This is a genomic window from Thiothrix caldifontis, assembly GCF_900107695.1.
Classification (GTDB): domain Bacteria; phylum Pseudomonadota; class Gammaproteobacteria; order Thiotrichales; family Thiotrichaceae; genus Thiothrix; species Thiothrix caldifontis.
Genome location: NZ_FNQP01000014.1, coordinates 18,542 through 32,694 on the forward strand (window position 1 = coordinate 18,542; position 14,153 = coordinate 32,694).

General features: G+C 51.9%; 15 protein-coding genes and 1 other RNA gene. 8 read left to right on the forward strand and 8 right to left on the reverse strand.

From position 1 onward, the window contains the following. Nucleotides 1–113: 113 nt before the first annotated feature. Genes BLV87_RS12170 through hypA form a run of 3 tightly spaced genes read right to left on the reverse strand, consistent with a single transcriptional unit; the run spans nt 114 to nt 1,461 of the window. On the reverse strand, nt 114–329 hold the full coding sequence (locus tag BLV87_RS12170; protein ID WP_093069052.1) for a hypothetical protein: 216 nt from the start codon (nt 327–329) through the stop codon (nt 114–116). A gap of 41 nt (nt 330–370) precedes the next feature. After that, on the reverse strand, nt 371–1,120 hold the full coding sequence (gene hypB, locus BLV87_RS12175; protein ID WP_093069054.1) for a hydrogenase nickel incorporation protein HypB: 750 nt from the start codon (nt 1,118–1,120) through the stop codon (nt 371–373). Further along, nucleotides 1,120–1,461, reverse strand: coding sequence for a hydrogenase maturation nickel metallochaperone HypA (gene hypA / locus BLV87_RS12180; protein ID WP_093069055.1), 342 nt, complete (start codon nt 1,459–1,461; stop codon nt 1,120–1,122). The genes hypB and hypA overlap by 1 nt, the downstream gene beginning before the upstream one ends. A 156-nt stretch (nt 1,462–1,617) precedes the next feature. On the opposite strand from hypA, the gene BLV87_RS12185 reads away from it, so the two are divergent. Together BLV87_RS12185 and BLV87_RS12190 are read left to right on the forward strand one after the other, a co-directional pair. Then, nucleotides 1,618–4,512, forward strand: coding sequence for an AMP-binding protein (locus BLV87_RS12185; protein WP_093069057.1), 2,895 nt, complete (start codon nt 1,618–1,620; stop codon nt 4,510–4,512). 117 nt (nt 4,513–4,629) lie between these two features. After that, nucleotides 4,630–5,247, forward strand: coding sequence for a lytic transglycosylase domain-containing protein (locus BLV87_RS12190; RefSeq protein ID WP_093069058.1), 618 nt, complete (start codon nt 4,630–4,632; stop codon nt 5,245–5,247). Here the strand turns inward: BLV87_RS12190 and BLV87_RS12195 are convergent. Continuing rightward, the gene (locus BLV87_RS12195; protein ID WP_093069059.1) at nt 5,244–5,849 is read right to left on the reverse strand and encodes a 2OG-Fe(II) oxygenase; all 606 of its coding nucleotides are present in this window, start codon (nt 5,847–5,849) and stop codon (nt 5,244–5,246) included. The two genes, BLV87_RS12190 and BLV87_RS12195, sit on opposite strands and share 4 nt — an antisense overlap. Next, nucleotides 5,846–7,060 (reverse strand): 2-octaprenyl-6-methoxyphenyl hydroxylase, encoded by a 1,215-nt coding sequence (gene ubiH, locus BLV87_RS12200; RefSeq protein WP_093069060.1) that lies wholly within the window; start codon nt 7,058–7,060, stop codon nt 5,846–5,848. The genes BLV87_RS12195 and ubiH overlap by 4 nt, the downstream gene beginning before the upstream one ends. Nucleotides 7,061–7,308: 248 nt before the next feature. On the opposite strand from ubiH, the gene BLV87_RS12205 reads away from it, so the two are divergent. Next, entirely contained in the window at nt 7,309–9,168 is a 1,860-nt protein-coding gene (locus BLV87_RS12205) for a gluzincin family metallopeptidase (protein WP_093069061.1), read from the forward strand. Here BLV87_RS12205 and pepP read toward each other — a convergent pair. Continuing rightward, nucleotides 9,165–10,517 carry a Xaa-Pro aminopeptidase gene (gene pepP, locus BLV87_RS12210; RefSeq protein ID WP_093069063.1) on the reverse strand — a complete coding sequence of 451 codons (1,353 nt, stop codon included), beginning with the start codon at nt 10,515–10,517 and terminating at the stop codon, nt 9,165–9,167. The genes BLV87_RS12205 and pepP overlap by 4 nt on opposite strands. Before the next feature lie 60 nt (nt 10,518–10,577). Continuing rightward, complete coding sequence (locus tag BLV87_RS12215) at nt 10,578–11,132, reverse strand: UPF0149 family protein (RefSeq protein ID WP_093069065.1); 555 nt, start codon at nt 11,130–11,132, stop codon at nt 10,578–10,580. Nucleotides 11,133–11,206: 74 nt separating this feature from the next. Between BLV87_RS12215 and BLV87_RS12220 the strand changes: the two genes are divergently transcribed. From BLV87_RS12220 to BLV87_RS12235, 4 genes are all read left to right on the forward strand, one after another. Next, nucleotides 11,207–11,446: a hypothetical protein gene (locus BLV87_RS12220; protein ID WP_093069067.1), complete on the forward strand. Its 240-nt coding sequence runs from the start codon at nt 11,207–11,209 to the stop codon at nt 11,444–11,446. Between the two features lie 5 nt (nt 11,447–11,451). Beyond that, on the forward strand, nt 11,452–11,760 hold the full coding sequence (locus BLV87_RS12225; protein ID WP_093069069.1) for a cell division protein ZapA: 309 nt from the start codon (nt 11,452–11,454) through the stop codon (nt 11,758–11,760). A 53-nt stretch (nt 11,761–11,813) separates the two neighbouring features. Continuing rightward, nucleotides 11,814–11,992: non-coding RNA, 6S RNA (gene ssrS / locus BLV87_RS12230), on the forward strand. Between the two features lie 117 nt (nt 11,993–12,109). Next, the gene (locus tag BLV87_RS12235) at nt 12,110–12,589 is read left to right on the forward strand and encodes a DsrE family protein (protein WP_093069080.1); all 480 of its coding nucleotides are present in this window, start codon (nt 12,110–12,112) and stop codon (nt 12,587–12,589) included. Here the strand turns inward: BLV87_RS12235 and BLV87_RS12240 are convergent. Continuing rightward, the gene (locus BLV87_RS12240; RefSeq protein ID WP_175517929.1) at nt 12,579–12,992 is read right to left on the reverse strand and encodes a sirohydrochlorin chelatase; all 414 of its coding nucleotides are present in this window, start codon (nt 12,990–12,992) and stop codon (nt 12,579–12,581) included. The genes BLV87_RS12235 and BLV87_RS12240 overlap by 11 nt on opposite strands. Before the next feature lie 84 nt (nt 12,993–13,076). Between BLV87_RS12240 and BLV87_RS12245 the strand changes: the two genes are divergently transcribed. Next, nucleotides 13,077–14,153: a DesA family fatty acid desaturase gene (locus BLV87_RS12245; RefSeq protein ID WP_093069082.1), complete on the forward strand. Its 1,077-nt coding sequence runs from the start codon at nt 13,077–13,079 to the stop codon at nt 14,151–14,153.

Here is a 14,153-nt window from a genome sequence, read left to right on the forward strand (position 1 = left end):
CTTATTGCGGTTGTAATGATTCGATTGTAGCAGGTCAGTGCGCCGGACATAAAAAAACGGCGGCACAATCGCTTGCGCCGCCGTCTTTATCAATCAGTGGTTACGCGGCTGGCTTATTTGCCTACCATCGCTTCGCATTCGACGATCAAATCATCCAGAACTTTCACCGCTGTTTTGGCTTCTGCTTTGATTTCTTTCAGGAAATCCAGCTCACTTTTGCTTACCGCGCCATCTTTCAGCACCAGTTCGCGCAGCATGTCGACTTCTTTGATGCTGATGTGACCGTCAGCCAGTACGAAGCCTTTAGCCACTTTACGCCATTCTGCCATGATCTATTCTCCTTTTTAACATTGATTTCATAGAGTTTAGATTATGCTGGAACTGGCGGTTTGACACAAATTAACCAGTCAAGCCAGCCCCCTATTCCTACGCCGCTAGTGGCAGAAACATGCAAAATCTGGATGGTGGGGTTAACACGGCGGGCATATTCTTCACATTTTGCCACATCGAATCTCAGATACGGCAGCAAATCGATTTTGTTGAGGATCATCAAATTCGCCGCATGGAACATGTCAGGGTATTTGATTGGTTTATCTTCGCCTTCAGTGACGGAGAGAATGACAACTTTGTACGCTTCCCCCAAATCAAAAGCCGCAGGACAAACCAAATTACCAACATTTTCGATGAACAGAATGCCGCCGTTGGCGATGGGTAACGCTTCGAGCGCGTGCCCGACCATGTGCGCATCCAAGTGACAGCCTTTGCCGGTGTTGATTTGCAGGGCAGGAACGCCTGTGGCACGGATGCGGTCAGCGTCATTGCTGGTCTGCTGGTCGCCTTCGATCACAGCCATTGGCATATTGCCCTGCAAGCGAGTGAGGGTTTCGGTCAGCAAGGTGGTTTTGCCCGAACCGGGGCTGGATACCAGATTAAGCGCCAGAATGCCACGTTCAGCCAACCACTGGCGGTTTTGCGCTGCGTATTGATTATTTTTGCCGAGAATGTCTTGCTCGATTTGCACCATCCGTGCACTACTCAAACCCGCTGCGTGGCTATGACGATGCCCACGAATCAGGGAATGCTCCGCCGAGTCTGTTCCGCAGCCGCATACAGTACACATTATTTCACCTCCAGTTCTTTGATGCGCATTTCATCCCCCTGTATCACCTGTAGTTGGTAACTGCCGCAGTGTGGACAAGCATCATAACGTTGTTGTATAGAAACCGTTTGTGCACAATCCAAACACCATGCTTGAGCGGGGATTTCAATGATTTCTAGTTTAGCCCCATCTGCCAAGGTATTTCGCACGATTACGTCAAAACAGAAGCGCATGGCATCGACTTCTACGCCGGACATTGCCCCGATTTCAAGCCACACCGCCGTCACTTGGCTAAAGTGCTGGCACTTAGCTTCATTTTCCAACACTTGCAAGACACTTTCGCATAGGGACATTTCATGCATGACGAACCTCCGCTTAAATGATACACCGCTAATAGAGACCCTCAGTAGTAACAAACGCCACTTCTCCCGTTTCCCTTGCACAATAATCATGTAAACCGTTATCGTGCAACTCTATAAACAACAACATTTACATAATGATTCATGAGGAGGAAGCCGATGTTGCCAGCAACACGCATCTACGGATTACTGGTTTTTCTGACAGCGCTTATTGTCGTCCCCATCCTACAACAGTGGATGAGCAAACCAGTGGCTACGCTAATCAGCATCCTGCCCTTAGTTTTGTTGAGTGTCGTGCAATACCGGCAGGCTGCTTGCAATCGGCACGATTGGCAAGCTGTACGTCATCACCCTGATCTATGGCTGACCATTATGGGCAAAGCGGTATTCTGGGGAATATTGCTGGTATTACTTGCTATTTATCCGGTGCATTGGGCGCTACATGCCATCACGGCAGTGGGTTTGCTGATTGGAATGCTGATTGCACAGCGTATGTCGGCCACGCATATTGAAACCGGGTTAATTCCCGTCGGTGCGCTGGGTATTATGGGCAGCATTATCGTGCTCGGCCTTCCCTCGACGCCCTTGCTGCAAATGACCGTATTACTGTTTTTAGGGGTAATGGGCGGACTCTTTGTTAGCCCCTTGCACGCCCTCTTGCGTTATCACGCCCCTTCAGAACAACTGCCTAAAACCATTCCACTTGACCATGCAATCCAAAGTGCCGTCATGCTGACGTTTGTGAGTATTACCGCGCTGCTTGCATGGCAGGGCGCAACTAATCCGCTGTTAATGACGGTGTTAACCGCAACCACGGTGATCGGGGCGTTGTATACCCTGTATCACATGCCACAATCCTTGCTGCGTTTTGTCTTCAGCCGCCTGTTTAGGGCGCGTTACCGCTTGAAAGTATTGGGGTTTGAACACCTGCCTGCATCCGGTGGCGTGTTATTGCTGGGCAATCACATCAGCTTCATTGACTGGGCTTTGGTACAAATGGCAAGCCCGCGTCAACTGCATTTCGTGATCGAAAAAGGCTATTACGAACGTTGGTATCTGAAAGGTTTCCTCAACTGGTTCGGTGTCATCCCGATCAGCAGCGGGGCAAGTGCGGATTCGCTGGAAAAAGTCACAGAAATGCTCAAAGCAGGCGAAGTGGTGTGTTTATTCCCCGAAGGCACGATTAGCCGTACCGGACAGTTGTCCGAATTCAAGCGCGGTTATGAAAAAGCGGTGAAAGGCACGGGCGCGGTGATTGTACCCTTTTACCTACACGGTTTGTGGGGCAGCCGGTTTTCACGTTCCAGCGGCTTTTTGCGCGAAAATCGCCAGTCCGGTTTCAAGCGTGACATCGTAGTGTCGTTTGGCAAAGCCTTACCGGAAACCATTCCTGCGCATGAATTGAAGCAGAAGGTGTTTGATTTGTCGTTTGCGTCGTGGGAAGCGTATTCGCACCTGATCGACCCGATTCCGGTTAACTGGTTGCGGGCGGCAAAACGCATGAGTTTCCGCATGGCGGCGGCGGATGTGATCGGCGAACCGTTAAGCCATCACCGTTTTATGACGGCGGTATTCCGCTTTGCGGTGCTGATCAAAAAGCTTAGCCCGGAACAGAATATTGGATTGTTATTACCCACCAGCGCGGGCGGGGCGATTGCGAATATGGCGGTGCTGACGCTGGGCAAAACCATTGTGAATCTGAATTACACAGCCAGCGGCGAGTCGATGCATAACGCGGTGCAACAAGCGGGTTTGCAGCGGGTTTATACCTCCAAACGTTTTCTGGATAAGCTGAAAGAGCGTGGGATTGATATTCCGGTGATTTTGCCCGATACCCCGCTGACGTTTTTGGAAGATTTGAAGGCTGAAATCCCCAAACACCAATTGCTGACCACGCTGTTGATGGTGATGTTATTGCCAACTCGTTTGTTGCAGTGGCTGTACATTCCAAAAATTGATCTGGATGCGACGGCGGCGATTCTGTTTTCCAGCGGCAGCGAAGGTGCGCCCAAAGGCATTGAGCTTTCCCATCGCAATCTGGCGGTGAATGCGCGGCAGGTGGCGGATGCGCTGAATACGCTGGATAACGACGTGATCATGGGGACATTGCCGACTTTCCACGCCTTTGGTTTGCTGGCGAGTACCCTGATGCCGTTGTCGGAAGGCATTCCGATTGTGTGCCACCCCGATCCGACCGATGCGGTGAATATTGCCAAGGGTGTGGCGCGTTACGAAGCGACATTGCTGTTTGGAACAGGAACATTTTTGCGTTTGTATGCGAAAAATTCGCGGGTGCATCCGCTGATGTTCCAATCCTTACGCTACGTGGTAGCGGGAGCGGAAAAACTTGCGCCGGAAGTAAGGCGCTTATTCCTCGACAAATTCGGCAAGAAATTGCTGGAAGGTTATGGCGCAACCGAAACCTCACCCGTTGCCAGCGTGAATTTGCCGGATCAGCTTGATACCCGTTACTGGAAAGTACAGGCGGCGAATAAAGAAGGCACAGTAGGTTTGCCATTGCCGGGAACGAGTTTCCGTATTGTCGACCCTAACACGCTGGAAACTTTGCCGACGGGTGCGGATGGTTTGATCCTGATTGGTGGCCCGCAAGTCATGAAAGGCTATTTGAATGCGCCGGAAAAAACCGCACAAGTGATTGCCGAATTCGACGGGCAACGTTGGTACAAAACCGGCGATAAGGGGCATGTGGATGAAGATGGCTTCCTCACCATTGTTGACCGTTATTCGCGCTTCGCCAAACTCGGTGGGGAAATGGTGAGTTTGACAGCGGTTGAACAGCAAGTGCGGCAAATTCTTGATGACGCGGAACTGGAATTGGTCGCGGTCAATTTACCCGATGATAAAAAAGGCGAAAAGATTGTGTTGCTGATGGCAGGTACGCACGATGAGGCAGCGGTGAAACGTAAGTTGCTGGATGGCGGCATGAACCCATTAGCGATTCCATCGACAATTCGTAGTCTGGCGGAAATTCCGAAGCTGGGAAGTGGCAAAACGGACTTTGGGTCAGCGCGAAAGGTGGCGTTGAGTTTATAAGAGAGATTCTTTATCCAAACAAACAGCATAAATATAATCTAATTATGACTAACCGCCCCACCAATCATTTGCTAGAATCGACCGCTAGTTCCTTTTTTACAGTATTTCGGTGACAGAGTGCAAAACAAGCAAAACCAAATCGTGACGCAATTTACGTTTGCCGTCGCGCTATTGAGTATATCCAGTCAGGGTATCGCGGGTTCATGTGATCAACAACATCCGAATGTACTCAGACAAAAAGCCCACCCTTACCATCATGAGATTACCCAAGCAGCGATTAAATACCGTGTCAGCCCCGCATTGATTAAAGCAGTGATTACGGCTGAAAGTTGCTTTCGCAATGAAGCCAAATCGCATAAAGGTGCGGGTGGACTCATGCAACTGATCCCCGCAACCGCAAGACGTTTTGGGGTAAATGACCGCTTCAATCCAGCGGAAAATATTGATGGCGGAACACGCTACTTGCGTTGGTTATTAAACCGTTACAACGGCAGCATCCCTCATGCGATTGCAGCCTATAACGCCGGTGAAGGGCGAGTCGATCAATACGGTGCGAACGTCCCCATTGTAGAAACAGCCGTTTATACCAAGCGCGTTCTCAATGCCTACGGCAAACTGGCGAGTAACGGTCGTTCTCAACAGCCCCGCCCCGCCCAACCACAACTTATCAAAGCCAGCTACAAAGCCGCTCCCAAACCAACACAACGCTGGCAATGGGATGAATTTGGGGATTAAACCACCTCTCCACGTCGCCGTAGCCAACCGGTCAGGCTAAACCGCTCCCGTGTTGCCGGGCGCACTTCATGCCAGAACACCTCACTGCGAAACAATGCTAACTGCCCTGCATGGGGGAATATATCCACGTATTCCCCCGCTGTATCCTCACCGGTATACAAACGCAACTGCCCACCGTCCGCCTCATCCCATGCCTCATTCAAGTACAGCACAGCACTGATGATACGCGCCGAGGTTCCCCTAAAATTATCAAGATGTTGCTGATAACGCGCCCCCGGCGGATACACCGCAAAATGCGCCTCAAACTCAACCAACCCCAAATACAACGCCTGATTCAAACTCACTCGTAAGCTGTCGATGAATGCCTGATAGTCTGCCAACGCGCCCGTTTCCGCCTGCTCCAGCCACAGTACCTGATCACCACGGATCAACTCGTTCACATTCAAACCCTGTCCGCGCCCAATGCCTGCTGCATGAAATGCCCCTGCCGCCTGATTCACCAGTGCCTGCTCACGCAATTCACGGCACTGCGCCAATGACAAGAAATCAGGCAACACCACCCAGCCGTGCTCGACCAAGCCATCCACCACCGTATCCATCATACCCGCAACCCCAAACCACGTGACAAACGCGCTTGCCGGTGATTCAAGCCCATGCTTTGGCGCGTAATCCAATGGCGCAAGGCTGGCACACGATCCACCGCCAATAAACCTCCCGCCCGCGCATGTCCCAACGGTGCAAAATCATTAGAAAACACCCGCACCAGCGTATCGGTATACTGCACGACCGCCGCGTAATCCGGCTGCCGTCGTTGCTCATACACACTCAGCAAGGTTGCGCTACCGGGGTCAGTGCCAGTTTGCACTGCCTCTGCCAGCAAATCCGCTAACGTTGCCACATCACGCAACCCAAGATTCAACCCTTGCCCCGCAACCGGATGCAACGCATGGGACGCATTGCCGATCACCACCGCACGCCCTGCCACTTCACACACCGATTTCTGCAACACCAAGGGGTAAGCGGCGCGTTGCCCTACACGGGTGAATTCACCTTGCCGATAGCCAAATTCCGCCTGTAACTTACACAGGAACGCCGCATCACTCAGTTGCATGGTAGCCGCCACCTCCGCATCCTGATGCGTCCACACCAGTGAATAACGCCCTTGCGTCAACGGCAACAATGCCAAAGGGCCATGGGGGGTAAAACGTTCGTAAGCGGTGTGGCAATGGGGTTCAGCCGTGGTGACATTCGCAATCACCGCAGTTTGGTGGTATTCACACCGTGTCACGGCAATACCCAGCATCTCACGCACCTTGGAATTCACCCCATCTGACACCACTAACAAGCGGGTTTGCAGTGACTCCACCACCTCATCACGCTCGATACTCACGATCACACAATCCGCATCCTGCTGCACCGCAAACACGGTTGCCGGAACATATTGTGCAATCTCACCGGACGCCAATTCAGCATACAACAGCTTACCCAGCACCCGACTTTCCACCACATAACCCAGCGCGGGTACGTGCTCTTGTGCCGCTGCCAAACGGGTTGCGCCAAAATGCCCCTGGTCAGAAATATGAATGTGTTGAATCGCCTCCACCCCGGAATGCAGCTTGTTCCACAACCCCATACCCTGATAGATACGGCTGGAACCATACGCCAACGCAATCGAACGGTCATCGTAACTCGGCTGTTCTGCTGCTCCAAAATGAAAGGCTTCGATCAAGCCAACCTGCAACTTCAGGGGCTTGAGTGCCACGGCTAAACTTGCCCCTACCATCCCGCCGCCGACGATCAAAATATCAAACATAGTGCTGCTCACTGGCTGAAATCATGCTGCCATCCTTGAACAAAGCAGACACGCTGTCAAGCAACCACCAACTTACCCAAAACCGCCTATACTCTAAGCAAAGGGGCAACACGATAAGCTCTCCTATCCCAGCAGAGGGGCTGCGGAAAATACCTTGTTCAAGTGATTACTGGCTTATGTGTAGATACGTAAGCTCCAGTTTGTACCGCAATCACGTAATCAACCTAAAGAGCGAGAGGAAATACACCATGACCACCAAACCCATGGGCATGTTATTGCAAGACCCATCCCTGCCTGATTTGTACCAAGACTATGAATTCCCCGTCGACAGCGATTTTCTCGCAGGTATGGGTTCGAGTAAATTCACCATCCGCGATAACGACCTGTATGACATGCCACTTTACCAAGGGCTAGATTGGGCAAATGCCGATCTTTCCTTCGCCGCACTCAATAAAAACGGCAATTTCATTGACAATCCGCAGTTTCACCAAGTCAACACCTTTGCCGTCGCCGCTTACTCGCTGGATCTGGTGGAAGCTGCCATAGGGCGCGAAATGAAGTGGAAGCATGGTGCTCCCTTGGTATTGCGCCCCCATGCCTTCAGCGATGCGAATGCGTTTTACGACCCGATGTCACCGTCACTCAACTTTGGGTCGTTCACGTCACCGTTCCGCCGCGCCCCGGTATGGACATGTTTATCCCACGACATCGTGTCCCATGAATTGGGTCACGCGCTCCTCGATTCCTTCCGCCCGCTGTATGTGTATTCCGAAGAAGTTGACACCGGCGCGTTACACGAATCGGTCGGCGATTTAATGGCGATGTTTACCTCGCTCAGCCACAAACCGGTAGTAGAACAATTATTCCGCGAATCCGGCGGCGATATGATGAACCCCAGCCTTGCCAGCGGCTTGGCGGAAGAATTCGGCATCGGCTTGTGGGGGGTCAGCTTTCCCTTCCTGCGCTCTGCCCTGAATGGCCCCAGCTACGACATGGCACCATTTGAAATTCATGATCGCTCCACAGTATGGACTGCTGCCATTTATGAAATCCTCGCCACTCTGGTCTCCGAAGCGCTGACCCCCACAGTGAAAGCCACCTTGGAGAATGCACCTGTCACGCATAAACCCCAAGCGCAAATGAGTTCAATGCGCCAGATGACGATTCAGCAACAAGACCCGGCGTTCGAGGACTACTACACCGAATCCGCTAATCGCAGTGATTTCGACGCCTTTTTCGAGGCCATCGTCTCTGCGAGTGCCCGCGTCAAAGGCATGATGTTACGGGCACTGCAAGACATCCCACCCACTGGCGTGACGCTGCTGACCTTGGCACGGGTACTGTACAATGCCGATGCTCGCCTGTTCCCGGATGACCCACACCCGCGTGAACTGGCTAAAGAAGTGTTCCAACGCCGCATGTTGTGGCAGGAAGAAATCGACATTAACGCCCCCGGTATTGGCTCTAGTTTCGAGGAAGCTTTCCATACCGGCAATACCGCGCTAATGAAAGCCGTGTATGAAAACGCCGACGCGCTGCGCATCCCCATGAGTGAAGGTGCACGCATTCTTAGCCCTCGCATTAGCACCGTCACCCGCACTATCGACGCGGCGAAGGAACAACGCGGCACCGGCAGCAAAACCGTGACCGAGCGTTACCTGTATTACACGTATGAAATGCAGTACGAATCCTGCTACATCACCCCAGATGGCGAAATCGCCATGGGCATGGTGTCAATTTACAAGGGAGGCACCTTGGTGATGGACGAAAACTGGAATGACATCCAACTCACCACCGACCCGGATTTGTGGATTTACCCCGAAGAACCCAGCGAAGGCGAAGTGCCGCCCGCAGAACCCGTTGGTATCCGGGCGATTAAAATGGCGAAACAACGTTTCATCAAAACCCACCGCCAATCCCTGCGGGCATTCCGTGATGGTCTGGTGCGCCCTGATGGAACCTTACCCAGCGGGCAAGTGGCGCTGCCATTTAAGGTCACACGCCAGTCTAGCGGCGCGAATGTCCTCATCCGCAACCGCTGCAACTTGGGTGAGCACCTGATGGGCGTGGCGGGTAAGCACGCACACTTCCCGTTTGATGTGGATTAACGTTGCATCAATGCCTCAATGGCGTCAATGTCTTTGACAACCGCCGCCGACAGCACCTCATTGCCGTCGGCGGTAATCAGCACATCATCCTCAATCCGAATCCCGATATTCCACCATTGTGGATCGACATTATCGGCAGGAGAAATATACAGCCCCGGTTCCACCGTCAACACCATGCCCGGTTGTAAAGTGCGCCATTCTTCACCGTGCTTGTAATCCCCCACATCGTGGACATCCATCCCCAGCCAATGCCCGGTTTTGTGCATGTAAAACTGGCGGTAAGGCTCTTCGGGAGCAGGTTCTTCGAGGTTAGTCACCTCAGGCTTTTTCAACACCTCTTCCAGTGTGCCGCTCAAAATGCCCAAATCGAGTAACCCTTGCGCCAACACCTTCACCGCCGCTTGATGCGGGTCATCCCACATATTGCCGGGAATCGCGGCAGCAATTGCAGCCTGTTGCGCATCCAGTACCAATTGATACAACGCCCGTTGTGCGGGGCTAAATTTGCCATTCACCGGAAAAGTGCGGGTAATATCGCTGGCATAGCATTCGTGTTCTGCCCCCGCATCAATCAGCAGCAAATCACCGTCATGCAACACGTCACGGTTTTCAATGTAGTGTAAAATACAGGCATTTTTACCGCCCCCCACAATCGAGGTATACGCAGGTTCCATCCCCATGCGCCGGAATTCATGCAACAATTCAGCTTCGACTTCGTACTCGTATTTGTCTGGCTGACAGATTTGCATCGCACGGGTATGCGCCCGTGCAGCCGTTTGGGCGGCATAACGCATTACCGCCACTTCCGCCGCTGATTTAAACAAGCGCATTTCGTGCAGAATCCGATCCAACATCACAATGCTATGCGGCGCACGTATCCCTGCCCGCGCTCTGGCACGCAAGTGATTCACCCAACGAATCAAATGCAAATCAAACTCAGGGTTTGCACCCAAATCGTAATGCACTTGATCACGCCCAATCAGCAATTCCGGCATCAATTTGTTCAGATCACTAATTGGATGCGCATCATCCGCGCCATGCCAATGTTTTGCGCCTTCCAAACCGGCACGAGTGCCTGACCAGCGTTCCGCTAACTCGTTTTTTTCGCGGCAAAACAGCACGTATTCGCCTTGCTCACGCCCCGGCACAAATACCGCCACTGCTTCCGGCTCATTGAAGCCGGTGAGGTAATGGAAATCGCTGTCTTGCCGAAACGGGTATTCCGCGTCACGATTACGCACTTTCAAGCCGCCAGAAGGTACGACCGCCACCGCATCCTTACCCAACTGCGCCAACAACTGCCGCCGCCGCGCTGCATACTCTTCCTTCGGAATCATCGGTTTTTGCATGATTTTCTCCAATTTATCCCCTTCCCCCCCTGCGGGGGAAGGGTTAGGGATGGGGGGTAATTAGTGAATGTGTGGCGCTGCTTTCATCGGTTGCAGTTCTTCGTTCATCATCAACACCCCGACGCGCAGGTACTCGATAATTTCCGCGAGTGATTCTTCACCCTCTTCTTCATCTTCCATTTCCAGCTCGCCGGAACTGCCGATGCGCACCACGTCTTCAGTCCATTCACGCGAATCGTCCGGCAAGGTGCGCATGTCTTTCACGCCAGCCAGTGCCAGCCCGAAACTGAAGCCCTGACACCAATCCTGCATCGCTTCCACGCGGGTTTCCAAGGCATCGTCTTCGGGCAAAAATAATTCAAACGCCATCCCTGAATCATTTAATTGCTGGCGGGCAGCGCTAAACAATTCTTTCAGCAAGCTGCGGGCTTCTTGCACATGAAAATCCTGCGGGTTGCCTTCCAACACCTGCGCAAACCAAGTGTCTGGTGCAGTTGCCTGATCAACCACCAATAAACCGCACGCCATCCCATGAATTTCTGCACTCGAAAAATCCACGTTGGCACGCCCTAACGCCCGCTCTACGCCTACATAATCCGGTAATTCACTCTTCAAAATTATCTTCTCCCTGACAAAGCGCTATTATGAGATGATTGACGTGGTTTCGCACTCTTTACTACCATTAGCGCATGAATACAAAAGCCCCTGACTTGACACTGCAAACTCAACTCGATGCCATCGAACAACGCATGGAACGCCTGTTGAGCCTCATTGAAAAATTGGCGACTGAAAATGCCGACCTGAAAAAGCAAGAAAAAACCCTTGCCCAAGAATGTCAGGCGTTGCGTAACCGCCATGATAAAGCCAGTAGTCAATTGGAAGCCCTGATACAGCGCCTGAAAACCCAGCCAACCGCAACCGGGGCATAAGCCACATGGACAAAAATATCCAACCTGTCAGTGTTCGTATTCTCGACAAAGACTATATGGTCGCCTGCCCTGTGGGTGAACAGGATGCCCTGATTGCCTCTTCGCGTCGGGTTGACCGTGAAATGCGCAAAATCCGCGATTCCGGCAAAGTCTTGGGCAGTGACCGCATTGCCGTCATGGTTGCCCTCAATCTTGCCCACGAATTAATGCACGGCAAACACTATCACAACGCAGCAGCCGACCCCTCAACGCTGGAACACTTGCAAAAAATGCAGCAACGCTTAGATGCTGCACTCGATAAGCACAAAGCTTAAGCATTTGTCAATTCTTCCCCTCACCCAATAATTGTAATAGTATGGTCACAAGAGCACCTCTGGGGGACGCGTGAGAAGATGGGTATTATCCTTGAGCCTAATTTCTTACCCCGGGAGTGGTTGTAATGGTTTGGTGTGCATGACCGCTCGACGGTAAGTCTGAAAGCCATTCGCCGCACCCACTTGAACCACTGGTTCAAGGTCGAAGTCTTCCACGATTTTCTGGAGTGTGCTCCTACTTTTGATCCCACCATTTTTTACTCCCCTATCCACTGCTATTTTGCGTTTTCTCAAACGTTGTATTGCGCCATTTGTTATAGTGAGCAGACCGTTAGGAGGAAATTAAAACATGAGATTAAACCCATTTTTTGCTGCCAGTATGGTAGCAATTGCTTTATTGAGCATCCCTTTTTCAGCCGTCATCGCTGCCGATGCTGTTACCGAAAAAACCAGTGAAAGTGAAACTGCTGGTGATGAAACCCATCGCTTGGTAATTCAAGTTAATAAGCGCGAAGAAGACTTTCAAGATCATGTCTTAGCCAATATCGTCAACCTGCAAAAACATTACGGTATGGATAATATTGAAATGGAGGTAGTCGCCTATGGCCCTGGTATTTGGTTAGTCACCGACAAAAGTGCATTTCTCAAGCGAGTCGAAAGCCTGATGATGCAAAATGTTATTTTCACCGCTTGTGGTAACACCCTCGACACCGTGGAAGAAACCAGTGGCACACGCCCCACACTCATTGACGGCATCGAGGAAACCCAAGCGGGCATTGCGCGGATTATTGCCCTGCAAGAACAGGGCTGGAGCTACCTTAGCCCGTAATGCACGCTGGGTAAGTGCAGTTAGCCCCATTGCACTCACACGCCGTTTGCGCTGATTGCACAATCAAGCCCGGCATTAAACCCGATACCCCTAAGTAAGGTGCCATACGAATCTTTACTTGGGGATTTTCACGTTGTTTCGCCTGTACCAATTCAGGCACATCCGTGACCACATGACGACCGGCTGATAGAAAAAAGGGCATAATGGTGATCACCGTTGCGCCTTGATCAATACAGTGCTGAATGCCGTCGGGAATCGACGGCTCTGCCAATTCCAGAAAAGCACTGCCTACGTAAGCGTAATCCGTGCCAGATTGCTCGCCGACTTTAGCAGCAAGAGCACGAATTTCATCATTGGATTGCACCCGGCGACTGCCGTGCGCCACAATAAGTAAAGCTTGCATCATGAATCCTTGGGTAAACCCTATATCAATAAAGGGCGAATGTAGTAGAGTATCCATTGTCACAACAGAGGAGAGGTAAATAGTATGGGTTTACTCGCTGAACTCAGCGCTTGGCAACTGGTGCTGGTCACACTGGGCTTAACACACCTTACCATCGCGGCAGTCACTATCTTTTTACACCGCGCCCAAGCACATCGGGCATTGGAGTTAGGGTTTATCCCCGCGCATTTTTTCCGCTTCTGGTTGTGGCTAACCACCGGCATGGTAACACGCGAATGGGTGGCGATTCACCGCAAGCACCACGCCAAATGCGAAACCCCCGAAGACCCACACAGCCCACAAACCCGTGGGGTGAACACCGTCCTATGGAAAGGTGCGTGGCTGTACCGCCAAGAAGCCAAAAATCAGGAAACCCTCGAAAAATACGGTAAAGGTACCCCCGATGACTGGCTGGAACGCCACGTATACGCGCCCTACCCTTGGCTAGGTGTCAGCACCATGCTGGTGATTGATCTGGTGCTGTTTGGCTTGCCCGGCATACTCATCTGGGCGGTACAAATGGTGTGGATTCCGTTTTGGGCAGCGGGTGTCATCAATGGTTTGGCGCACTTCTGGGGCTATCGCAATTGGAACACCACCGACGCGTCCACCAACATTTCCCCGATCGGTATTTTAATCGGCGGTGAAGAATTGCATAACAACCACCATGCATTTGCCGCATCCGCACGGCTTTCCAGCCGCTGGTATGAATTCGATATTGGTTGGTTTTACATCCGCATCTTAGAAATGTTGGGCATGGCGAAAGTACGTAAAGTTGCCCCGCGCATTCGCATTAACCCTAACAAACTGGCGGTGGATTTTGACACGGTGACCGCTGTTCTTGGTAATCGCTTACAAGTCCTCTCGCACTTTGCCCAGCAAGTCATCAAACCGGTGACGAAATCGGAATTGCGTCACCAAACCGTACTCGCGGAAAGCCAAGCCTTACAAACCGTGTATTTGTACCAGCAACGCCTACATCAATTGTGGGAACGCACCACTGTTAGCCAAGAAGCGCGGCTGGAAGCGGTACAAGAGTGGATCAGCAACGCGGAAAAAACCGGCATCGCGGCTCTGGAGCAATTTGCACACCGCCTGCGCGGGTATTCGGTCAGCGCCTAA

Coding starts and splice junctions, on each gene's coding strand:
- hypA (WP_093069055.1), bottom strand. CDS start 1,461: ATGCATGAAATGTCCCTATGCGAAAGTGTCTTGCAAGTGTTGGAAAAT.
- BLV87_RS12195 (WP_093069059.1), bottom strand. CDS start 5,849: ATGATGGATACGGTGGTGGATGGCTTGGTCGAGCACGGCTGGGTGGTG.
- ubiH (WP_093069060.1), bottom strand. CDS start 7,060: ATGTTTGATATTTTGATCGTCGGCGGCGGGATGGTAGGGGCAAGTTTA.
- BLV87_RS12205 (WP_093069061.1), top strand. CDS start 7,309: ATGACCACCAAACCCATGGGCATGTTATTGCAAGACCCATCCCTGCCT.
- BLV87_RS12170 (WP_093069052.1), bottom strand. CDS start 329: ATGGCAGAATGGCGTAAAGTGGCTAAAGGCTTCGTACTGGCTGACGGT.
- hypB (WP_093069054.1), bottom strand. CDS start 1,120: ATGTGTACTGTATGCGGCTGCGGAACAGACTCGGCGGAGCATTCCCTG.
- BLV87_RS12245 (WP_093069082.1), top strand. CDS start 13,077: ATGGGTTTACTCGCTGAACTCAGCGCTTGGCAACTGGTGCTGGTCACA.
- BLV87_RS12225 (WP_093069069.1), top strand. CDS start 11,452: ATGGACAAAAATATCCAACCTGTCAGTGTTCGTATTCTCGACAAAGAC.
- BLV87_RS12235 (WP_093069080.1), top strand. CDS start 12,110: ATGAGATTAAACCCATTTTTTGCTGCCAGTATGGTAGCAATTGCTTTA.
- BLV87_RS12185 (WP_093069057.1), top strand. CDS start 1,618: ATGTTGCCAGCAACACGCATCTACGGATTACTGGTTTTTCTGACAGCG.
- BLV87_RS12220 (WP_093069067.1), top strand. CDS start 11,207: ATGAATACAAAAGCCCCTGACTTGACACTGCAAACTCAACTCGATGCC.
- BLV87_RS12240 (WP_175517929.1), bottom strand. CDS start 12,992: ATGCAAGCTTTACTTATTGTGGCGCACGGCAGTCGCCGGGTGCAATCC.
- pepP (WP_093069063.1), bottom strand. CDS start 10,517: ATGCAAAAACCGATGATTCCGAAGGAAGAGTATGCAGCGCGGCGGCGG.